Genomic DNA, 20,220 nt, shown 5'->3' with positions numbered 1-20,220 from the left:
TCAGAAGTGACCGGTGGAAGGTTCGAAAGTGACCGGTCGGCCGTCAGCCGGTGACCGCCCCGTGGGCCGCCGAGGAGACGGTCTTGGCGTACTTGCCCAGCACGCCGCGGGTGTACTTCGGGGGGTTGGGCTCCCAGCCCTCCTTGCGCGACTCCCAGTCGTCGCCCTGCTCGACCTCGAGGGTGCGGTTGAGGACGTCGAGGGTGATCTTGTCGCCGTCGCGCACGAACGCGATCGGGCCGCCGTCGACGGCCTCGGGCGCGACGTGGCCCACGCACAGGCCGGTGGTGCCGCCGGAGAACCGGCCGTCGGTGAGCAGCAGCACGTCCTTGCCCAGGCCCGCGCCCTTGATGGCGCCGGTGATGGCGAGCATCTCGCGCATGCCGGGGCCGCCCTTGGGGCCCTCGTAGCGGATGACGACCACGTCGCGGGCCTTGATCTCGCCGGCCGAGAGGGCGTCCATCGCGGCGCGCTCGCCGTCGAAGACCCGGGCGGTGCCCTCGAAGACGGTCTCGTCGAAGCCGGCCGACTTCACGACCGCGCCCTCGGGGGCCAGCGAGCCCTTGAGGATGGTCAGGCCGCCGGTGGCGTGGATCGGGCGCTGCAGGCTGCGGATCACGTCGTCGTCGAGGGCCGGCGGCGCCAGCGCCTCGAGGTTCTCGGCCATGGTGCGGCCGGTGACGGTCAGGACGTCGCCGTGCATCAGGCCCGCGTCGAGCAGCGCCTTCATCACCACGGGGATGCCGCCGATCTTGTCGACGTCGTTCATGACGTACTTGCCGAACGGCTTGAGGTCGCCCAGGTGCGGCACCTTGTCGCCGATGCGGTTGAAGTCGTCGATCGTCAGCGGCACCTCCGCCTCGCGGGCGATCGCGAGCAGGTGCAGCACGGCGTTGGTGGAGCCGCCGAGCGCCATCACGACGGTGATCGCGTTCTCGAAGGCCTCCATCGTCATGATCTGGCGCGCGGTGATGCCCTCGCGCAGCATCCCGACCACGGCCTCGCCGGAGCGGTGCGCGAAGCCGTCGCGGCGACGGTCGACGGCCGGCGGCGCGGCCGAGCCCGGCAGCGACATGCCCAGGGCCTCGCCGACGGCAGCCATCGTGTTCGCGGTGTACATGCCGCCGCAGGCGCCCTCGCCGGGGCAGATCGCCCGCTCGATGCGGTCGACCTCCTCGCGGGTGATCTTGCCGGCCAGGCACGCGCCGACCGCCTCGAAGGCGTCGATGATCGTGACGTCCTCGCCGTCGACCTGGCCGGGCATGATCGAGCCGGCGTACATGAAGACGGAGGCCAGGTCGAGGCGCGCGGCGGCCATCAGCATCCCGGGCAGCGACTTGTCGCAGCCGGCGAGCAGCACCGAGCCGTCGAGGCGCTCGGCGCTCATCACGACCTCGACGGAGTCGGCGATGACCTCGCGGGAGACCAGCGAGAAGTGCATGCCCTCGTGGCCCATCGAGATGCCGTCGGAGACCGAGATGGTGCCGAACTCCAGCGGGTAGCCGCCCGCGGCGTGCACGCCGTTCTTGACCGCCTTGGCCAGGCGGTCCAGCGACAGGTTGCAGGGGGTGATCTCGTTCCAGCTCGACGCGACGCCGATCTGGGGCTTCTCCCAGTCGTCGTCGCCCATCCCCACCGCTCGCAGCATGCCGCGCGAGGCGGCACGCTCGAGGCCGTCGGTGACGTCGCGGGAACGGGGCTTGAGGTCGGGGCGCTCGGACGGTCCGGTCATGGGGCCAGGCTATCCGTGACGGTCGTCGCACCATCGCCCCGTCTCAGTACGTCGATCTGCGCGCGCACCGGTCGGGGCCCTAGCCTCGGAGGGTGAGGACTGTGACCTGGAGAGACCACGACGCCGTGCTGCTCGACCTCGACGGCGTGATCACGCCGACCGCCGAGGTGCACATGCGCGCCTGGGCGGAGATGTTCAACGCCTTCCTGGAGTCCCACGAGGGCACCGACGGCGACCGCTCGGCGTACACCGACGCCGACTACTTCGCCCACGTCGACGGCAAGCCCCGCTACGACGGGGTGCGCGACTTCGTGGCCTCGCGCGGCATCGAGCTGACCGAGGAGCAGGTGCGCGAGCTGGGCGACCGCAAGAACGAGGCGTTCAACGCGGTGCTGGCCCGGGACGGCGTCGAGGCCTACCCCGGCTCGGTCGCGCTGCTCGACGAGCTGCGCGCGCTCGGCATGCCCCTGGCCGTCGTGTCGTCCTCGGCCAACGCTCCGGCCGTGCTCGAGGCGGCCGGCCTGGCCGAGCGCTTCGGCACCGTCGTCAGCGGCGCCGTCGCCACCGAGCTCGGCCTGCCCGGCAAGCCGGCGCCCGACACGTTCGTGCACGCCGCCCGCGAGCTCGGCGCCGAGGTCGAGCGCTGCGTGGTCTTCGAGGACGCCGTCTCGGGCGTGCGCGCCGGCGCGGCCGGCGGCTTCGGGCTGGTCATCGGCGTCGACCGCGGCGTCGGCGCCGAGGTGCTGCGCGAGGCCGGGGCCCACCTGGTGGTCGGCGACCTCGCCGAGCTGGTCTCGGGGGCCGACGCGTGACCCGCCGCTTCGTCACCGACGACCCGATCGACCGCGGGCGGTTCCCGGTGCACCCGTGGCGCCTGGTCGAGCGCTCGCACCGCGCCGACGACCTCGGGGTCACCGAGACCCTCTTCAGCGTCGCCAACGGCTACCTCGGCATGCGCGGCAACCCCGAGGAGGGGCGCGACGCCCACGCCCACGGCACCTTCGTCAACGGCTTCCACGAGACCTGGCCGATCCGGCACGCCGAGGCCGCCGTCGGCTTCGCCCAGACCGGCCAGACGATCGTCAACGTGCCCGACGCCAAGCTGATGAAGGTCTACGTCGACGACGAGCCGCTCATCCTGGGCACCGCCGACCTCGAGCGCTACGAGCGCTCCCTCGACTTCCGCGACGGCGTGCTGCGCCGCTCCCTGCTGTGGCGCACCCCGTCGGGCAAGCGGGTCAAGGTCGAGTCGACGCGGATGGTCTCGATGACCCAGCGCCACCTCGCCCTGCTCGGGCTAACGGTGACGATGGTCGAGGGCGACGCGCCGATCACCATCTCCTCGCAGCTGATGAACCGCCAGGACGGCACCGACGAGTACCACGACCCGCACGCGGCCATGGGCGAGGGCATCGACCCGCGCAAGGCGGCCGCCTTCGAGGACCGGGTGCTCGTGCCGCGCCTGCACTCGGCGCAGCAGCAGCGCATGGAGCTGGGCTACACCTGCGCGAACTCGCGGATGACCATCGCGGTGGCCGCCGACCACGTGCTCACCACCGACGACCCCACCGAGGTCGTGCGGCGTGCCGACGAGGACCTCACCAAGATGGTCTTCCGGGTCGAGGCCACCGAGGGCAACCCGGTGCGCCTGCAGAAGACGGTGGCCTACCACACCTCGCGAGGCGTGCCCGTGCGCGAGCTGGCCGACCGCTGCGAGCGCACCCTCGACCGGGCGCGTCACCACGGCCTGGACCACTACCTCGAGGAGCAGCGCGACTGGTACGCCGACTTCTGGGCGGCCGCCGACGTCGAGGTCACCGAGGAGGACGCGCCCGACGAGCAGATCGCGATCCAGCAGGCGATCCGCTTCAACCTCTTCTCGCTGGCCCAGGCCAGCGCCCGCGCCGACCAGCAGGGGGTGCCCGCCAAGGGCGTCACCGGGTCGGGCTACGAGGGCCACTACTTCTGGGACAGCGAGATCTACGTCGCGCCGTTCCTGACCTACACCCAGCCGCACCTGGCGCGGAACCTGCTGCACTTCCGCAGCCGGATGCTGCCCGCCGCCCGGCACCGGGCCCGCGAGATGGCCCAGAGCGGGGCCCTCTACCCCTGGCGCACCATCAACGGCGAGGAGGCCTCGGCCTACTACGCCGCCGGCACCGCGCAGGTGCACATCGACGCCGACGTGGCCCACGCCCTGATACAGTACGTCGCCGCCTCGGGCGACGTGGGCTTCCTGGTGCGCGACGGCATCGACATGCTCGTCGAGACCTCCCGGATGTGGGTCGACCTCGGCTTCTGGCGCTCCAACGGCACGCCGTCGTTCCACATCCACGGCGTCACGGGGCCCGACGAGTACACGACGGTCGTGAACAACAACCTGTTCACCAACGTGATGGCCCGCTACAACCTCGAGCAGGCCGTGGCCGCGGTCGAGACGGTGCGCCGCGACCACCCCGAGGACTTCGAGCAGGTGCGCGCCCGTCTCGAGCTCGACGACGACGAGGTCGCCGAGTGGGCGCGCTGCGCCAAGGGCATGCACATCCCCTTCGACGAGGGCCTGGGCATCCACCCGCAGGACGACGCCTTCCTCGACCGCGAGGTCTGGGACCTCTCCGAGACCCCCGACTCGCTGCGCCCCCTGCTGCTGCACTACCACCCGCTGGTCATCTACCGGTTCCAGGTGCTCAAGCAGGCCGACGTCGTGCTGGCGCTGTTCCTGCAGGGCGACCGCTTCACCGCCGAGGAGAAGCTCGCCGACTTCGAGTACTACGACCCGATCACCACCGGCGACTCCACGCTCTCGGCGGTGGTGCAGTCGGTGGTCGCCGCCGAGGTCGGGTACGCCGACGCGGCCTGGGGCTACTTCCGCCAGGCGCTGCACGTCGACCTGGCCAACCTGCACGGCAACACCGACGACGGCCTCCACATCGCCTCGGCCGGCGGGGTGTGGGCGGCGCTGGTCAACGGCTTCGCCGGCATGCGCGACCACGGCGGCCGGCTCACCTTCGACCCGCGCCTGCCCGACGCCTTCCCGGTGCTGCGCTGCCAGCTCGCCTGGCAGGGCCACCGCCTGGCGCTCGAGGTGCGTCCCGACCGCCTGTGCGTCGCGGTCGTCGACGGGCCCGGCCCGGTGCGGCTGAGCGTGCGCGGCACCGAGCACGAGGTCGGCCCCGACCGGCCGCTGGTCGTCGAGCTCGACGCCCACGGCACCCGCCTGCCGCACCCGCTCGACGACCGCCCCCAGCTGGGCGGCACCCGGGCCGACGGCAGCCGGATCACCGCAGGGGTCCCCGCCGCCACCCTGTGACCCCGGCGGTCGAGCAGCCCGCCGTACGCCGGCGGCGGGTCAGTAGGAGGCGGCGCGCACGCAGACCACGTCGGGCAGGTCGCTGACGACGCAGCGCCAGGTCTCGCCGGAGTCGGCGGAGGCCCAGACGCTGCCGTTGCGCGCGCCGACGTAGAGCCCGGCCGAGGGGTGGTCGTCGCTGCACATCGCGTCGCGCATCACCCCGACGAAGAAGCTGTCGGGCAGGCCCTCTCCCAGCTCCTGCCAGCTCTCCCCCGCGTCGCGCGAGCGCCACACCCGGGCGCGGCCCCCGGGCGGGTAGCGGCCGTCGGCGCCGGCGAGGGGGAAGACGTAGGCCGTGTCGGGCTCGTGCGGGTGCACCACCACCGGGAAGCCGAAGTCGGCCGGCAGACCGTCGGCGATCGAGGTCCAGCTGCCGCCCTCGTCGTCGGAGCGGTAGACCCCGCCGTGGTTCTGGGCGAAGAGCCGCTCGGGACGGGCGGGGTGGCGCGCGACCTTGTGCACGCACTGGCCGAACTCGGGGTACTGCTCGCCCTCGGGCAGGAACTCGGCCCGGATGCCCTGGTTGCGCGGGTGCCACGACGCGCCGTCGTCGGTGGTGCGGTAGACGCCGCCGGTCGAGAGCGCCGCCACCGCCGAACCCGGGTCGGTGGGGTGCGGCAGCACCGTGTGGAAGGCCTGGCCGCCGAACCCCTCGGCCCACTGCGGACGGTGCGGGTGGTCCCACAGGGCGCGCTCGAGCTGCCAGGTGCGGCCGTCGTCGCGGGAGCGGAACACCGCCCCCGGCTCGGTGCCGGCCCACAGCACCCCCGGCTCGCTGCCGGCCACCAGCTGCCACACCCGCTCGACCGAGGCGTCGACGTCGTCGGGGAAGGCCGGCGGCTGCTCCGCCTCGTGCCAGGCGCCGCCGAGGTCGTCGGAGACCTGCACCTGCGGGCCGAACCACGTCGAGGCGGCACCGGCCAGCAACCGGGGCCGGCCGTGCTCGTCGCGCACCCGGGTGTCGACCAGGCAGGAGTAGACCTCCTGCATGTCGTGGTGGGGGCCGGTGAAGGACCACTCCTGGCGCCGGTCGTCGGACTCCCCCACCCACAGTCCCTTGCGGGTGCCGACCATCAGCACCGTCCTGCCCTGCTGCGTCATGTCGCTGTCCTCTCCTCGACGTCCCACCCGTACATTGACCGCGTGGTCGGCCCGAACTCATCGTCGCCCCTGCCGCAGGCCGTGTCACCCGTGTGGCTGGTCCTCATCGGGATCGCCTCGGTGCAGCTCGGCGCCAGCGTCGCGAAGTCGATCTTCGACGAGATCGGCCCGACCACGATGGTGTGGCTGCGCCTGGCCTCGAGCGTGCTGGTGCTCGCCCTGGTCGTGCGCCCGCGCCTGCGCGGACGCACCCGGCGCGACTGGGCGGTGGTGGTGGCGTTCGGGCTCAGCCTGGGCCTGATGAACTGGTCGATCTACCAGTCCTTCGCCCGCATCCCGCTGGGGGTGGCGGTGACCATCGAGTTCATCGGCCCGCTCACGCTGGCGGTGCTGGGCTCGCGCCGGGCCCGCGACCTCGTCTGGGTGGTGCTGGCGGGGGTGGGGGTCGCGCTGCTCGGCTTCGACGGCGACGACCTGACCTGGGCCGGCGTCGGCTTCGCGCTGCTGGCCGGCGCCGCGTGGGCGGCCTACATCCTGCTCAGCGCCGAGACCGGCAGGCACTGGGAGGGCGTCGACGGCCTGGTGCTGGCCAGCGCGGTCGCCGCGCTGGTGCTGCTGCCCTTCGCCGTCGGCACCGGCGGCAGCGACCTGCTCGACCCGCGGGTGCTGCTCATCGGCGCCGCGGTCGGCCTGCTGTCGTCGGTGATCCCCTACAGCTGCGAGCTGGTCGCGCTGCGCAGCCTGCGCCCGGCCGTCTTCGGCATCCTGATGAGCCTCGAGCCGGCCGCCGCAGCCCTCGCCGGCATCGTCGTGCTCGGCGAGCTGCTCGGGGCGGTGCAGTACGTCGCCGTGGCCTGCGTGGTGCTGGCCAGCATCGGCGCCACCCGCTCCCAGCGCGCCCGGGTGCCGGTCCTCGACTGAGTCGCTGACCTGGCTGTTCACGCGGGCTTGACGCCACGGTCTCCCCAGCGTCGGTCACGCGTCCTAGTGTCGGGGTCTCGCCGACCCCCTGGGGAGCCCCTCGATGTCTCTCGCCCGCCACCTCGTCCTGCCTGTCCTGGGTCTCGCCGACGCCGCCCGCCGCTGGCCCGTCGCCTCCCAGGAGCGCGCCCAGCACAACGCCATGGTGGCCAGCACCGACGCCGCCCGTCGCCGGGTGGAGCGCCACGAGGTGGAGACCTACCTCGAGCGCCTCGAGCTCGCGCGCCACCACCGCCAGCAGCAGCACCACGACCCCCACCACCCACCGCGCGCGCAGCACTTCTGAGCACCCGCGGGCCGCCGCCCGCGCGGTGCGGCACAATCGGCGCATGCCGACCTCCCAGGCCCGCACCTCGACACCGTCCCTCGCGTTCTCCGAGGTCATCTCCGACGACGGGACCCGGCTGCGAGCCTGGACCAACGACCCCGAGGGCACCATCGAGGGCCCCACGGTCGTGCTGTGCAACGGGCTCGGCACCAGCGCCTACGCCTGGCCGGCCCTGCTCGACCCCGGCTGCGGGGTGCGGGTGGTGTCGTGGCACCACCGCGGGGTGGGCGGCTCCGAGCGCCCCCGCGACAGGTCCCACTGCGGGATCGAGGACATCGTCGACGACGGGCTCTCGGTGATGGACCACTTCGGCATCGACCGGGCGGTGCTGATGGGCTGGTCGATGGGCGTGAACACCATGTTCGAGCTCGCGCTGCGCCACCCCGAGCGCGTCAGCGGCCTCTTCGCGGTGGCCGGGGTGCCCGGCGACACCTTCGCCACGATGCTCGCCCCGCTGCGGCTGCCGCGGCCGGTGGCCCGGCTGCTGACCGTCAACGCCGCCCGTGTGGCCAAGCACGCCGGCTGCGCGCTCACCCCGATCTCGACGCGGCTGCCGATCGGTCCGCGCACGATCACGGCCCTGAGCCACACCGGCTTCATGCTGCCGGTGCGCGACCCCGACATCGCGGCGATGGCGGTGCGCGAGTTCCTGACCACCCCCCTCGACTGGTACTTCCACCTCGCGCTGCGCACCTCCGAGCACGCCCGGGTCTCGCTGCGCCACCTGCGGGTGCCGGTCACCTTCGTGGCCGGCACCTGGGACGTGCTGGCCGGGGCGCGCGACATGGCCCGGGCGGCCGCCCGGGTGCCGGGGGCGGCGTACCACGAGCTGCCCGGCAGCCACTTCCTGCCGCTGGAGCACCCCGACGAGGTGCACCGGCTGCTGCTCGAGCTGCTCGAGCGGTGCGGGTGAGGCGCCGGCCGGCCCTGCTCGCCGGCACCCTGCTGGGTGCGGTGCTGCTCGGCGGTTGCCTGGAGGAGGGCAACAGCACCGACGTGCGGATCATCGAGACGACGCCGGACACCACACCGCTGCCGGCCACCCCGACCGGGTCGGGGTCCGACTCCCCCTCCCCCTCCGCCACGGCGTCGACCTCCACGGCCCCGGCCCGGGCGCCGCGGCTGCTCGAGACCGTCGCGACGGGGCTCGAGGTGCCCTGGGGGCTGGACTTCCTGCCCGACGGCGACGCGGTCGTCACCGAGCGGGACAGCGGCCGGGTGCTGCTGCTGCGCGGCGAGCAGCACCGGGTGGTCGTGGCCGGCACCGTCGAGGAACGGGTCGCGCAGGGCGAGGCCGGCCTCCTGGGAGTCGCGGTCTCGCCGGACTTCGAGGACGACCGGATGCTCTACCTCTACGTCAGCACCGCCGAGGACAACCGGGTGGTGCGGGCCCGGCTGCGCGGGATGCGGCTGGGCGAGACCGAACCGGTGCTGACCGGCATCCCCAACGGCTTCATCCACGACGGCGGCCGGCTCCTCTTCGGCCCCGACGGCCACCTCTACGTCTCGACCGGTGACGCCGGCGAGCCCTCCCGGGCCCCCGACCCCGACAGCCTCGGCGGCAAGATCCTGCGGATCACCACCGACGGCGAGCCGGCCCCGGGCAACCCCCGCCCCGACAGCCCGGTCTTCTCCTCGGGCCACCGCAACGTGCAGGGCCTGGCCTTCGTCGGCGACCGGCTGTGGGCCTCGGAGTTCGGCGACAGCACCGCCGACGAGCTCAACCGCATCGACGGCGGCGAGGACCACGGGTGGCCGGCCGTCGAGGGGGTCGGCGGGCAGGACGCGTACGTCGACCCGCAGGTCACCTGGCCCACCGGGGAGGCCTCGCCCTCGGGGCTGGCGCTGGCGGGTGGCCACCTGTGGCTGGGCGCGCTGCAGGGCGAGCGGCTCTGGCGCGTCGAGGTCGACGACCAGGGTCGCCGGGCCGGCGAGTCGACGGCGTACCTGGTGGGCGAGCACGGCCGCCTGCGCACCGTCGCTGAGGCGCCCGACGGGTCGCTGTGGGTGACCACCAGCAACCGCGACGGCCGGGGCAGCCCGGGCGCCGAGGACGACAAGATCCTCAGGATCCGTCCCTGACCCCCGCCACGCTGCCGGTCACGCTGCCCGTCACGCTGCCGGTCACGGTGGCCCGGCGGGCCGCCCGGCGCAGGACGGCCAGGATCGAGGGCCCCAGGAGCACGATCGCCACCGTGTTGGTGACCGCCCGCAGGGTGTCCCAGCCGCCGGTCGAGGTCAGCAGGGTGTAGATCGCGAACCGGTGCAGGTTCTCGAGCACCGGCGCGCCGGCGACGTAGCTGAGGTCGCCCTCGTGGCCGGGCACCGCGACCCCCAGGATGAACGGCCAGCCCGACAGGTTCATCAGGGCGCCGAAGACGTAGGCCGCCACGATCCCGTAGACGACCAGCATCGCGATCTCGCTGCGCCCGCGGGGGCGGCGCGGCAGCAGGCCGGCGCCCATGCCGACCCAGGCCGCGACCAGCATCTGGTAGGGCAGCCACGGCCCGACCCCGGCGGTGACCAGGGCCGAGGCGAAGAGGCTGGTGCAGCCCAGCACGAACCCGAACCCGGGCCCGAAGACCCGGCCGCCGAGCACCAGCAGGAAGAAGACCAGCTCGACCCCGGCGATGCCCGGGGAGATGGCCCGGGCCAGGGCGTTGACGGCGCTGAGCACCCCCAGCACCGCCAGCACCCGGGCGTCGAGGCCGCCCTCGCTGACCTCGGCCAGCACCACCGCGACCACGACGGGCAGCAGCGCCAGGAAGAGGAACGGCGGGTCGACCCGGGTGCCCTCGGGCACCTGCAGCAGCAGCGGCCAGACCAGCATCATCAGCCCGGCCACCGAGGCCAGGGCGAGCACGAGCGCCGAGCGCCGGCCCAGCGGCACGGCTGCGACGCGGGTCAGCACCGGGGTGCTCACGCCGGCTCCAGGGCGGTGACGACCTCGTCGACGCGCAGCCACGGCGCGCCCAGCACCTTGGTGACCTGGGGCGCGAAGGCGGGCGACTCGACGACCACGCGGCGGGCCGGCCCCGAGGAGACGACCTCGCCCTCGGCCATCACCACGGCGTCGTCGGCGGCCTGGGCCACGAACTCGACGTCGTGGGTGGCGACCAGGACGGCGTGCCCCTCGGCGGCCAGGGCCCGCAGCACCCGGGCCAGCTCGGCCTTGGCCGAGTAGTCGAGCCCGCGGGTGGGCTCGTCGAGCAGCACCGCCCCGGGGCGGGCCGCCACCACCAGGGCCAGGGCCAGCGCCAGGCGCTGGCCCTCGGAGAGGTCGCGGGGGTGGGCGTCGCCGTCGATGCCGGGCACCAGCCGGTCGAGCAGGGCCCGACAGGCGCCAGGGGCGCCGGCGGGGTCGCCGGCGGCCAGCTCCTCGTCGACGGTCTCGAGGTAGAGCAGGTCGGCGGCGTTCTGGGGCAGCAGGCCCACCAGCGCCCTCCGCTCGGCGGGCTGGACCGAGGCCGGGTCGGTGCCCGCCGCGGTGACGGCTCCGGCGAAGCGGCGACCGGTGCCCTGCAGCGCCCACAGCAGCGACGACTTGCCGGCGCCGTTGCGGCCCATCAGCGCGGTCACCCGGCCCGGCGGCAGGCTCAGGTCGACCTCGCGCACCGCGACGGTCGCGCCGTGGCTGACGGTCAGGCCGCGGGCCACGAGGCCCGTGCGGGGGTCGTGGCTCACCGTGGCGCGCTCCTCCGGCGGGTCGACCAGCCGGGGGCGCAGCGACCTGGCGGCGCGGCGCGCCTCGCGCACGCTCAGCGGCAGCGGCGACCAGCCGGCGGCGCGGCCCAGCTCGACGATCGGCGGGGCGACCGGCGAGGTGCGCAGCAGCTCGGCGGGCGGGCCCACCAGCAGCCGCCCGTCGCCGGGCAGCAGGCACATGGTGTCGGCGAACGGCACCACGCGCTCGAGGCGGTGCTCGGCCAGGAGCACCGAGACACCCAGGTCGTGCACCAGGCGGGTCAGCGTGGCCAGCACCTCCTCGGCGGCGGTGGGGTCGAGCGCCGAGGTCGGCTCGTCGAGCACCAGCAGGCGGGGGTGCATGGTCAGCACCGAGCCGATGGCCACCCGCTGCTGCTGGCCGCCCGAGAGCGTGCGCAGGTCGCGGGAGCGCAGGTCGGCGATGCCGAGCAGGTCGAGGGTCTCCTCGACACGGCGGCGCATCGTCTCGCCGGGCAGGCCGAGCTGCTCCATCCCGTAGGCCAGTTCCTCCTCCACGGTGTCGGTCACGAAGCCGCGGGCCGGGTCCTGCCCGACGTACCCGATCGCGTGGGCCCGCTCGCGCGGCGGCCGGTGCACGATGCTCTCGCCGTCGAGCAGCACGTCGCCCTCGAGGACGCCGCCGGAGAAGCGCGGCACCAGCCCGGTGACGACCCCGAGCAGGGTCGACTTGCCGACGCCGGTGGGGCCGGAGACCACCACCAGCTCGCCCTCCTCGACGACCAGGTCGACGCCGTCGAGGATGCGGTGCTCGTCGTCGGGCCCGGTGGCGTAGCCGAAGCGGATGCCGCGCAGCTCGATCACGACGCTCCCCCGCCCCGGACGGCGGCGTCGGGCGCCGCGAGCCCACCGGCCAGAGCCAGGCCCGTGGCCAGCAGCACCGCGGCGCTCACGGTCGGTACGCCGTCGAGCGGCGGGTGGGCGATGGCGAGCTGCTCGCGGGCGACCCACAGGCCGAGCGCCCCGGCGCCGACGCCGCTCAGCGCCACGACCAGGTCGGGCCAGCGCCAGCGGTCGGGCCGGTAGCGGGTGCGCTCGACGCGCTGGCCGGCCGTGGCCAGCCCCGCCACCGCCAGGACGACGCCGAGGCCCAGCATCGGCAGCGCCAGCACCCGCGGCGCGGTCGTGTCGAGCAGGGCGTAGACGCCCACGCAGACCCCGACCAGCCCGGCCACCATCAGCGACCCGGTCAGCAGCCGGGCGCCACGCCCCTGCTCGGGGCTGCGGCCGTAGCCGCGCGCGTCCATGCCGGCCGCCATCGCCAGCGAGCGGTCGAGCGCGTCCTCGAGGACCGGCACCAGCGAGCGCCGCACCAGGCCGGTGCGGCCACCGGCGCCGGCCCGCAGGCCCTGCGCGGCGCGCACCCGGCGTACCGAGTCGGCCAGCTGCGGCAGCACCGTCACCGCCACCACGAGGGCGGTGCCGATCTCGTAGAGCGCCGGGGGCACCGAGCGCAGCAGCCGCTTGGGGTTGGCCAGGGAGTTGGCGGCGCCGATGCACACCACGATGGTGGCCAGCCGCATCCCGTCGTACAGACCGGCGAGCAGGGCCTGCGAGGTCAGCGGGCCGAGCAGCGCGATGCCGGCGGCGGCGTCGGGCAGCGGGATCTCGGGCAGGTCGAGCAGCACGGGCCCGCCGGCGTACCCACCGCCGAGCAGGATGCGGAAGAGCACCCGGACCACCACGATCGCCAGCCCCAGCCACAGGTAGAGGCGGAAGGAGCCCGCCCAGGGCTGGTCGGAGCGGCGGGCCGAGACCACGAGGGCGGCGACGCCGACCAGCAGCAGCAGGCTCAACGGGTTGGTGGTGCCCGAGGCGGCCGCGGCCAGGCCGATCGCCCAGACCCACCAGGCCACCGGGTGCAGGTCGCGCGGCAACCGGGCGTTGCCGCCGACGGGGGCCCCGGGGGTCGTCGCCGGGCTCGCGGTGCTGGTCACGACCCGGCCTCGCAGCGCCCGGGCTCGAGGTGCTCCAGGGCGGGGGCCGCCTGGGCGGTGGCGCGGCGCCACTGGTCACGCTCGGGGGTGGTGATGCGACCGGTGCCCGGCAGCGCGTCGTACGCCGCCTCCTCGTAGGCGACCGCGCCGGCCTCGCGCTCACCCGCCGGCACCTGCAGGTCGCTGAGCCACTGCGCGGCGCGGGCGGCCTCGGCGCAGGAGCCGAGCCGCCCCAGCACCCAGCCGGCGAGGCCGGTGGAGTTGGCGCTGGCGACCGTGGAGCCGCTGGCCGGCTCGCCGGTGAGGCTGCCGTCGGCGGCCTGCTGCTCGACGAGCCAGGCCGCTGCTCGGTCGACGGCCGCCACGACCTGCGGCGAGGGGTCCTCGAGCTCGAGCAGCGAGAGGACCACGAGCGCCGTCGCGTCGGTGTCGGGGACGCTGCGGTCGTCGGTGCGCGCGGCCGCACCACCGTCGCAGGACTGGTCGCCGGCCTTCGCGTCCTCGGTGAGCAGCAGCCGGAACCAGCCGTCGGCGCACTGCTGCTCGAGCAGGTAGTCCGTGACCGGCGCGGCGGCCGCCGAGCCGGCCGTGGTGAGCGCGTGGGCGGCGAAGGCCTGGCCGATGGTGTTGGCGACGTCGGCGCCGGGGGCGGTGTCCTGGAGGCGGCCGGTCGAGGCAGGCCGGCTGCTGACCAGGCCCTCGAGGCGCTCGACGAGGTCGGCGCCGCCGACGTCGGTCGGGTCCCCCCCCGCGAGCGTCATGAACGAGGCCAGCTTGGCGACCGCGCCGGAGTAGAGGCCGTCGGTGCCACCGCTGGTGTAGGCCTCGACCGCACCGTCCAGCGCGTCGGCGACCCGCGCGACGGTGGCCTCGTGGCCGCCGAGGGCGCGCAGCGCGAGGGCCACGTCGATGCTCAGGCCGTGGTCGTCGAAGTCGTACTGCTCGTTGCGCACGACCCCGTCGGTGAGCTGCTCGGACAACCAGCCGCCGGCCAGCGCGGCCTCGGGCGGCTGCTCGGCCCGGGGGGCCGCCTCGGGGGCCGTCGACTCCTCCGCGCCGCACGCGGTCGCGCCCAGCAGGGCGAAGGCCACGGCTGCGGCGAGCGGGGCTCGACGGCTCTGGCTCCTCACGGGGCTCCCCTCCGCTGCACGCGGCGGCGACCCGGTGGTGCAGGGGCGACACCGCTGCGGTCCTCGACAGCGTGTGATCGGTGCGCGTCACGCGGGTGCTCCGGCTCGCCACCCTGGGGCGGCCTACGGTTGCGGGTCAGCGCCGGACTTCGACCGGCTTCCCCCGACGTGCGCGGGTGTGGTTGGTGGGTGCAGCATACCGCCGTCGGCCCCGACGGCGGCATGCCAGCCTCACAGCCGACGACGGCGGCGTACCACCGCGACGCCGGCCAGGCCCAGCCCCAGCAGGGCGAGCACCGCAGGGGCGACCCAGGTCGGCAGCCCGTCGGAGTCGGTCGCGGGCACCGCGACCGGCTCGGTGTCGTCGAGGTCGACCACGGTGTCCTGGTCGTCGGCACCGGCGCTCTCCCCGGACTGCTCGGGCTCCTCGTCGCGCCCGTCCTTCGACCGCTCCGTCGCGCCCTTGTCCTTCTTCGTCCTCTTGCGGCCCTGCTCGGCCCCGGTGGTGGCCTCGTCCTCGACGGCGGCGCCGGCACTGGCGCTGCCCCCGGACGGCGCAGGTGTCGCCGGGGTCGTCGAGCCCGTGCCGCCCGAACCACCCGAGCCACCCGATCCACCCGAGGTCGAGCCCGTGCTGCCCGAGCCACCGGAGCCCCCCGAGCCGCCCGAGCTGCTGGGCGAGGGCGCGGCGGCCGGCTTGGTCGGCGGGGCGGTGCCGGGCTGCACCTGGCCCGACTGGTCGTCCCAGGCGAACCCGACCGAGCCGCCCTCGGGGATCTCGAGCTGGTCGACGCCCAGGCTGGAGTAGCTCCACGAGCCCGACGAGCCGTCGGACCACCACAGCGACCAGTAGGCATCGGCGGGCGAGGCGTTGACGCACGGGTCGTCGGCGGGCACGTCCTGCACCCGGCACACGAAGCCCTGCTGCCTGCGGGCCCGGGTCAGCGACACCCCGGCCGCGGAGAAGATCGCCGCGGCGCTGCTGCCGCCCTCACCGGTGACGCAGCCCGTCTGCTGCCCGCCACCGAGGCCCTTGAAGTCGACGACCACGGAGACGCCGCCGGCGTTGCTGCAGGTGGCGGCGCTCGCCGTCGGCGGGGCCGCCACCAGCCCCGCCGTCGCCGCGCCGAGCGCGACGACGGCGGACAGCAGGACCGAGCCGGTGCGGGAGCGGGAGCGGCGCAGGCTCACGCCTTGCACTCCACCTTGCGCAGGTTCTCCAGCGCCGGGGCGGCCTGGGCGGTCGCCCGGTGCCACTGGTCGGCGGTCAGCGTGGTGATGCCCTCCTTCTTGCCGCTCAGGAAGGCGGCGCGGTCGTAGGCGATCGCGCCCTTCTCCTGGGCCAGGGCCTTGTCCCGGCCACCGGCCTGCTGCTTCTTGACCCACTGCGCGGCGCCCTGCGCCTTGCCGCAGACGCCGGCCTCGCCGAGGGCCCAGCCGGCCAGGCCGGTGCTGTTGGAGTTCACCCCGGCGTCGGGGCCGCCGTCGAAGGCGCCGCCGTCGCTCTGCTGGCTGACCAGCCACGCGGTGGCGTCGTCGACCGCGGTGCGCACCTCGGCCGAGGGGGCCTCGATCTCGAGCAGGTTCAGCACCACCAGTGCGGTCACGTCGGCGCCCTGCTCGGGGTCGCCGGGGTCGGCGTCGCAGCCCTGCTCGGGGGCGTCGGCGGCGGCGAACGAGAGCCGGAAGTAGCCGGCCTCGCACTGCTGCTGCAGCAGGTACGACGTCACCGGCGCGGCCTGCTCGGCGCCCACGGACTGCAGCGCCTGGGCGGCGAAGGCCTGACCGATGGTGTTGGCGTAGTCGCCGTAGGAGGAGGAGTCCTGCAGGCGACCGGCGACCGGGGCCTCGGTGGCCACCAGGCCCTCGAGGCGCTCGACGAGGTCGACGCCGCCGAAGGCGGCCGGGTCCCCGCCGGTGCGGACCACGAAGGAGGCCAGCTTCGCCGTGGCGCCGGCGTACACGTCGTCGGAGCCGAAGTCGGCCCCGGTGGTGTAGCTGTCGACGGCGCCGGCGAGCGCGTCGCTGATCTTCGCGATCTTGCGGGCCTTGAGGCCCTGGGCGCGCAGCGCCAGACCGGTGTCGATGCTCAGGCCGTAGTCGTTGAACTCGTACTGCTCGTTGACGGCGACGCCGCCGTCGAGCTCGCCGGCCAGCCAGTCGGCGGCGGCCTGCTGCTTGTCAGCCGTGCCGGCCACGGCGGGCGTGGCGGCGGCCACGACGGCCAGGGCCGTGGCGGTGCCGGCGACGAGCGCCGCACCACGGGTGAGGGGGTGCTTCACGGGGTTCCTCTCCGCTGCGAGCAGCGGCGACGACCCCACGCGCGGCGAGGGCGACACCGCTGCGGTCCTCGACAGCGTGTGATCGGTACGCCGCACGAGGGTGCTCCGGCTCGCCGTCCTGGGACGGCCCACGGTTGCGGGTCAGCGCCGGAGTTCGACCGGCTTCCCCCTGCGAGGGCGTGCATGTGGAGTTGGTGAGCGGAGCGTACCGCCGCCGGGGCCCGGCGGCGGTACGCGCCCGTCAGGCGAGCTTCTCGAGCACCAGCTCGCGCACCCGGGCGGCGTCGGCCTGGCCGCGCATCTGCTTCATCACCGCGCCGATGAGCGCACCGGCCGCGGCGTGCTTGCCGTCGCGGATCTTGTCGGCGACGTCGGGGTTGGCGGCGATCGCCTCGTCGACGGCGGCGTTGAGCGCACCCTCGTCGGAGACGATGGCCAGGCCGCGGGCCGCGACGATCTCGTCGGGGGTGCCCTCGCCGGCCAGGAGCCCGTCGAAGACCTGGCGCGCCAGCTTGTCGTTGAGCGACCCCTCGTCGACCAGGGCCTGGACCCGGGCCACGTCGAGCGGGGTGACCCCGAGGTCGGCGATGTCGGCGCCCGAGTCGTTGGCGCGTCGCGCCATCTCGCCCAGCCACCACTTGCGGGCGGCCTGCGGCGCGCAGCCGGCGGCCACGGTGGCCTCGACCAGCCCGAACGCCCCGGCACCCACGGTGTCGCGCATCTCGAGGTCGGTGAAGCCCCAGTCGGCCTGCAGCCGCGCCCGCTTCTGCGTCGGGTTCTCGGGCAGGGTGCCTCGCAGCTGCTCGACCCACTCGCGCGAGGGCGCCACCGGGACGAGGTCGGGCTCGGGGAAGTAGCGGTAGTCGTCGGCGTCGGACTTCTCGCGACCGCTGGTGGTCACGCCGGTGTCCTCGTGCCAGTGCCGGGTCTCCTGCAGGATCGAGCCGCCGGAGCCCAGGATGCCGGCGTGGCGCTGCATCTCGAAGCGCACCGCGCGCTCCACCGAGCGGAAGGAGTTCACGTTCTTGGTCTCGGTGCGGGTGCCGAGCGTCGTGGAGCCCTTGGGGGCCAGCGACAGGTTCACGTCGGCGCGCAGGTTGCCCTGGTCCATCCGCGCCTCGGAGACCCCGAGCGCGACGATCAGGTCGCGCAGCTGCTGCACGTAGGCGCGGGCCACCGCGGGGGCCTTCTCCCCCATGCCGGTGATCGGCTTGGTGACGATCTCGATCAGGGGGATGCCGGCGCGGTTGTAGTCGACCAGCGAGTAGTCGGCGCCGTGGATGCGGCCGGTGGAGCCGCCGACGTGCAGCGACTTGCCGGTGTCCTCCTCCATGTGGGCGCGCTCGATCTCGACCCGGTAGGTCTCCCCGTCGACGTCGACGTCCATCCAGCCCTCGAACGCGATCGGCTCGTCGTACTGGCTGGTCTGGAAGTTCTTCGGCATGTCGGGGTAGAAGTAGTTCTTGCGCGCGAAGCGGCACCACTCGGCGATCTCGCAGTTCAGCGCGAGGCCGATCCGGATCGCCGACTCGACCGCGACCCGGTTGACCGCCGGCATCGCGCCCGGCAGGCCCAGGCAGGTCGGGCAGACCTGCGTGTTGGGCTCGGCGCCGAAGGCCGTCGGGCAGCCGCAGAACATCTTCGTGTTGGTGTTGAGCTCGACATGGACCTCGAGGCCCAGGGCGGGGTCGTAGGCGGCCAGCACGTCGTCGAACGGCACGAGGGTCTCGGCGGCGCTCATCGGGCCGCTCCTTCCAGGGTGGGAGCCTTGTCGAGCAGCGGGCCGCCCCACTGCGCCTCCAGCGCGGCCTCCAGGGCCGCGCCGACGCGGTAGAGCCGGTCGTCGGCCAGGGCGGGGGCCAGCACCTGGAACCCGGTGGGCAGCCCGTCCTCCTCGGCGAGACCGCTGGGCACCGAGATGCCCGGCACGCCGGCGAGGTTCGCGGGGATGGTCGCGAGGTCGTTGAGGTACATCGCGAGGGGGTCGTCGAGCTTCTCGCCGAGCTTGAAGGCGGTGGTCGGCGACGTCGGGCTGACCAGCACGTCGACCTTCTCGAAGGCGGCCGCGAAGTCCTGGGAGATCAGGGTGCGCACCCGCTGCGCGGTGCCGTAGTAGGCGTCGTAGTAGCCGCTGGAGAGCGCGTAGGTGCCCAGGATGATGCGGCGCTTGACCTCGTCGCCGAAGCCGGCGTCGCGGGTGGCCCGCATGACCTCCTCGGCCGACGGCGACTCCACGCCCTCGGGCAGCACCCGCAGGCCGTAGCGCATCGCGTCGAACTTGGCGAGGTTGGAGGACGCCTCGCAGGGCATCACCAGGTAGTAGGTCGCCAGCGCGTGCACGAAGTTCGGGCACGACACCTCCACGACCTCGGCCCCGGCCTGCACCAGCAGCTCGACGGACTCGTGGAAGCGGGCCAGCACGCCGGCCTGGTAGCCCTCGCCGGACAGCTCGGTGATGACCCCGACCTTGAGCCCCGACAGGTCGCCGGCCGCGCCCTGGCGGGCCGCCTCGACCAGCGGGGGCAGCGGCTGGTCGACCGAGGTGGAGTCGAGCGGGTCGTGGCCGCCGATGATCTCGTGCAGCAGCGCCGCGTCCAGGACGGTGCGGGTGACCGGGCCGACCTGGTCGAGGGAGTTGGCCATCGCCACCAGCCCGTAGCGCGAGACCCCGCCGTACGTCGGCTTGACGCCCACGGTGCCGGTGACGGCGCCGGGCTGGCGGATCGAGCCGCCGGTGTCGGTGCCCAGGGCCAGCGGCGCGGTGAAGGAGGCGACGGCCGCGGCCGAGCCGCCGCCGGAGCCGCCGGGGATGCGCTCGAGGTCCCAGGGGTTGTGGGTCGGGCCGTAGGCGGAGTGCTCGGTGGAGGAGCCCATGGCGAACTCGTCCATGTTGGTCTTGCCCAGGATCGGCAGGCCCGCGGCCTTGAGCCGGGCCACGACCGTGGCGTCGTACGGCGGCAGCCAGCCCTCGAGGATCTTCGAGCCGCAGGTGGTGGGCAGGCCGGTGGTGGCCAGCACGTCCTTGACCGCGACGGGCACGCCGTCGAGGGCCGAGGCGGGGGTGCCGGCGGCGCGGCGGGCGTCGGAGGCGGCGGCCTGCGCGAGCGCACCCTCGGCGTCGACGTGGAGGTAGGCGTGCACGGCGCCGTCGACGGCGGCGATCGCGTCGAGCGCCGCCTGCGTGAGCTCGACCGAGGTCGTCTCGCCGGCGGCCAGGGCGCGCGCCATCGCGTCGGCGCTGGCGCGGGTCAGGTCGATGCTCACTGCTCGTCCCCCAGGATCCGCGGCACCATGAAGCGCTGCTCCTCGGAGGCCGGGGCGCCCGCGAGGGCCTCCTCGGCGCTCAGGCCGGGCCTGACGACGTCCTCGCGGAAGACGTTGGTCAGCGGCAGCGGGTGCGAGGTCGGCGGCACGTCGGCGCCGGCCACCTCGCTGATCGAGGCGACCGACTCGAGGATGACCGACAGCTGGGGTGCCAGGTGGTCGAGCTCGTCGTCGGACAGGTCGATCCGGGCCAGGGTCGCCAGGTGGGCGACCTCGTCTCGGGTGATCTCGGGCATGGGCGCCATCCTAGGAGGCCGGCGCCCGACCACCCGACCGGGTGGGTCGGGGCCCGGGAACGGGCACTTCACCCACGAGTTCCTTACTGTGGTC

At 74.5% G+C, this 20,220-nt stretch carries 17 protein-coding genes and 2 riboswitches; of the genes, 6 read left to right on the top strand and 11 right to left on the bottom strand.

What is annotated here, in order from left to right; all coding sequences use genetic code 11:
• Positions 1–43: 43 nt before the first annotated feature.
• Positions 44–1,732: a dihydroxy-acid dehydratase gene (gene ilvD / locus OCU29_RS02170; RefSeq protein ID WP_179615879.1), complete on the bottom strand. Its 1,689-nt coding sequence runs from the start codon at positions 1,730–1,732 to the stop codon at positions 44–46.
• A 101-nt stretch (positions 1,733–1,833) separates the two neighbouring features.
• On the opposite strand from ilvD, the gene OCU29_RS02165 reads away from it, so the two are divergent.
• Together OCU29_RS02165 and OCU29_RS02160 are read left to right on the top strand one after the other, a co-directional pair.
• Positions 1,834–2,544, top strand: a complete 711-nt coding sequence (locus OCU29_RS02165; protein ID WP_261818904.1) for an HAD family phosphatase — start codon at positions 1,834–1,836, stop codon at positions 2,542–2,544.
• A complete protein-coding gene (locus tag OCU29_RS02160; protein ID WP_261818625.1) occupies positions 2,541–5,042 on the top strand; it encodes a glycoside hydrolase family 65 protein in 2,502 nt (833 codons plus the stop codon). Before OCU29_RS02165 ends, OCU29_RS02160 begins: the two co-directional genes overlap by 4 nt.
• A gap of 39 nt (positions 5,043–5,081) precedes the next feature.
• On the opposite strand, the gene OCU29_RS02155 is transcribed toward OCU29_RS02160, so the two are convergent.
• The gene (locus OCU29_RS02155; protein WP_261818624.1) at positions 5,082–6,185 is read right to left on the bottom strand and encodes an exo-alpha-sialidase; all 1,104 of its coding nucleotides are present in this window, start codon (positions 6,183–6,185) and stop codon (positions 5,082–5,084) included.
• A 42-nt stretch (positions 6,186–6,227) separates the two neighbouring features.
• Between OCU29_RS02155 and OCU29_RS02150 the strand changes: the two genes are divergently transcribed.
• The 4 genes from OCU29_RS02150 to OCU29_RS02135 all read left to right on the top strand — a co-directional run bounded on the left by OCU29_RS02150 (position 6,228) and on the right by OCU29_RS02135 (position 9,576).
• The gene (locus tag OCU29_RS02150; RefSeq protein WP_261818623.1) at positions 6,228–7,106 is read left to right on the top strand and encodes a DMT family transporter; all 879 of its coding nucleotides are present in this window, start codon (positions 6,228–6,230) and stop codon (positions 7,104–7,106) included.
• 103 nt (positions 7,107–7,209) lie between these two features.
• Positions 7,210–7,452 (top strand): hypothetical protein, encoded by a 243-nt coding sequence (locus OCU29_RS02145; protein WP_179615876.1) that lies wholly within the window; start codon positions 7,210–7,212, stop codon positions 7,450–7,452.
• Between the two features lie 43 nt (positions 7,453–7,495).
• Positions 7,496–8,407, top strand: a complete 912-nt coding sequence (locus OCU29_RS02140; protein WP_179615875.1) for an alpha/beta fold hydrolase — start codon at positions 7,496–7,498, stop codon at positions 8,405–8,407.
• Positions 8,404–9,576 carry a sorbosone dehydrogenase family protein gene (locus tag OCU29_RS02135; protein ID WP_261818622.1) on the top strand — a complete coding sequence of 391 codons (1,173 nt, stop codon included), beginning with the start codon at positions 8,404–8,406 and terminating at the stop codon, positions 9,574–9,576. The genes OCU29_RS02140 and OCU29_RS02135 overlap by 4 nt, the downstream gene beginning before the upstream one ends.
• Here the strand turns inward: OCU29_RS02135 and OCU29_RS02130 are convergent.
• The 9 genes from OCU29_RS02130 to gatC form a co-directional block, all read right to left on the bottom strand.
• Entirely contained in the window at positions 9,560–10,327 is a 768-nt protein-coding gene (locus tag OCU29_RS02130; protein WP_261818903.1) for an ECF transporter S component, read from the bottom strand. The genes OCU29_RS02135 and OCU29_RS02130 overlap by 17 nt on opposite strands.
• Positions 10,328–10,413: 86 nt before the next feature.
• Positions 10,414–12,021, bottom strand: a complete 1,608-nt coding sequence (locus tag OCU29_RS02125; protein ID WP_261818621.1) for an ABC transporter ATP-binding protein — start codon at positions 12,019–12,021, stop codon at positions 10,414–10,416.
• Positions 12,018–13,154, bottom strand: a complete 1,137-nt coding sequence (locus OCU29_RS02120; protein WP_261818620.1) for an energy-coupling factor transporter transmembrane component T — start codon at positions 13,152–13,154, stop codon at positions 12,018–12,020. Before OCU29_RS02120 ends, OCU29_RS02125 begins: the two co-directional genes overlap by 4 nt.
• On the bottom strand, positions 13,151–14,284 hold the full coding sequence (locus OCU29_RS02115) for a hypothetical protein (RefSeq protein WP_261818619.1): 1,134 nt from the start codon (positions 14,282–14,284) through the stop codon (positions 13,151–13,153). The genes OCU29_RS02120 and OCU29_RS02115 overlap by 4 nt, the downstream gene beginning before the upstream one ends.
• 93 nt (positions 14,285–14,377) lie before the next feature.
• Positions 14,378–14,448, bottom strand: a riboswitch (cobalamin riboswitch).
• A 67-nt stretch (positions 14,449–14,515) separates the two neighbouring features.
• Positions 14,516–15,475: a hypothetical protein gene (locus OCU29_RS02110; protein WP_261818618.1), complete on the bottom strand. Its 960-nt coding sequence runs from the start codon at positions 15,473–15,475 to the stop codon at positions 14,516–14,518.
• Positions 15,472–16,566 carry a hypothetical protein gene (locus OCU29_RS02105; protein WP_261818617.1) on the bottom strand — a complete coding sequence of 365 codons (1,095 nt, stop codon included), beginning with the start codon at positions 16,564–16,566 and terminating at the stop codon, positions 15,472–15,474. Before OCU29_RS02105 ends, OCU29_RS02110 begins: the two co-directional genes overlap by 4 nt.
• A 77-nt stretch (positions 16,567–16,643) precedes the next feature.
• Positions 16,644–16,764: riboswitch (cobalamin riboswitch) on the bottom strand.
• A 43-nt stretch (positions 16,765–16,807) separates the two neighbouring features.
• Positions 16,808–18,307 carry an Asp-tRNA(Asn)/Glu-tRNA(Gln) amidotransferase subunit GatB gene (gene gatB / locus OCU29_RS02100; RefSeq protein ID WP_179615869.1) on the bottom strand — a complete coding sequence of 500 codons (1,500 nt, stop codon included), beginning with the start codon at positions 18,305–18,307 and terminating at the stop codon, positions 16,808–16,810.
• Positions 18,304–19,794, bottom strand: coding sequence for an Asp-tRNA(Asn)/Glu-tRNA(Gln) amidotransferase subunit GatA (gene gatA / locus OCU29_RS02095; RefSeq protein ID WP_218877116.1), 1,491 nt, complete (start codon positions 19,792–19,794; stop codon positions 18,304–18,306). The genes gatB and gatA overlap by 4 nt, the downstream gene beginning before the upstream one ends.
• A 32-nt stretch (positions 19,795–19,826) precedes the next feature.
• Positions 19,827–20,126: an Asp-tRNA(Asn)/Glu-tRNA(Gln) amidotransferase subunit GatC gene (gatC, locus tag OCU29_RS02090; RefSeq protein ID WP_179615867.1), complete on the bottom strand. Its 300-nt coding sequence runs from the start codon at positions 20,124–20,126 to the stop codon at positions 19,827–19,829.
• Positions 20,127–20,220: the final 94 nt, after the last annotated feature.

Origin of the sequence: Nocardioides sp. OK12, assembly GCF_024341885.1 — a bacterium.
Classification (GTDB): Bacteria; Actinomycetota; Actinomycetes; order Propionibacteriales; family Nocardioidaceae; genus Nocardioides; species Nocardioides marinisabuli.
Note: the sequence above shows the minus strand (reverse complement) of the source record. Positions and strands in the feature narration are given on the sequence as shown.

Bases quoted from the DNA above. Each gene is read 5' to 3' on its own strand.
- ilvD (WP_179615879.1), bottom strand. From the start codon at position 1,732: ATGACCGGACCGTCCGAGCGCCCCGACCTCAAGCCCCGTTCCCGCGAC.
- OCU29_RS02155 (WP_261818624.1), bottom strand. From the start codon at position 6,185: ATGACGCAGCAGGGCAGGACGGTGCTGATGGTCGGCACCCGCAAGGGA.
- OCU29_RS02145 (WP_179615876.1), top strand. From the start codon at position 7,210: ATGTCTCTCGCCCGCCACCTCGTCCTGCCTGTCCTGGGTCTCGCCGAC.
- OCU29_RS02140 (WP_179615875.1), top strand. From the start codon at position 7,496: ATGCCGACCTCCCAGGCCCGCACCTCGACACCGTCCCTCGCGTTCTCC.
- OCU29_RS02130 (WP_261818903.1), bottom strand. From the start codon at position 10,327: ATGATGCTGGTCTGGCCGCTGCTGCTGCAGGTGCCCGAGGGCACCCGG.
- gatB (WP_179615869.1), bottom strand. From the start codon at position 18,307: ATGAGCGCCGCCGAGACCCTCGTGCCGTTCGACGACGTGCTGGCCGCC.
- gatA (WP_218877116.1), bottom strand. From the start codon at position 19,794: ATGGCGCGCGCCCTGGCCGCCGGCGAGACGACCTCGGTCGAGCTCACG.
- gatC (WP_179615867.1), bottom strand. From the start codon at position 20,126: ATGCCCGAGATCACCCGAGACGAGGTCGCCCACCTGGCGACCCTGGCC.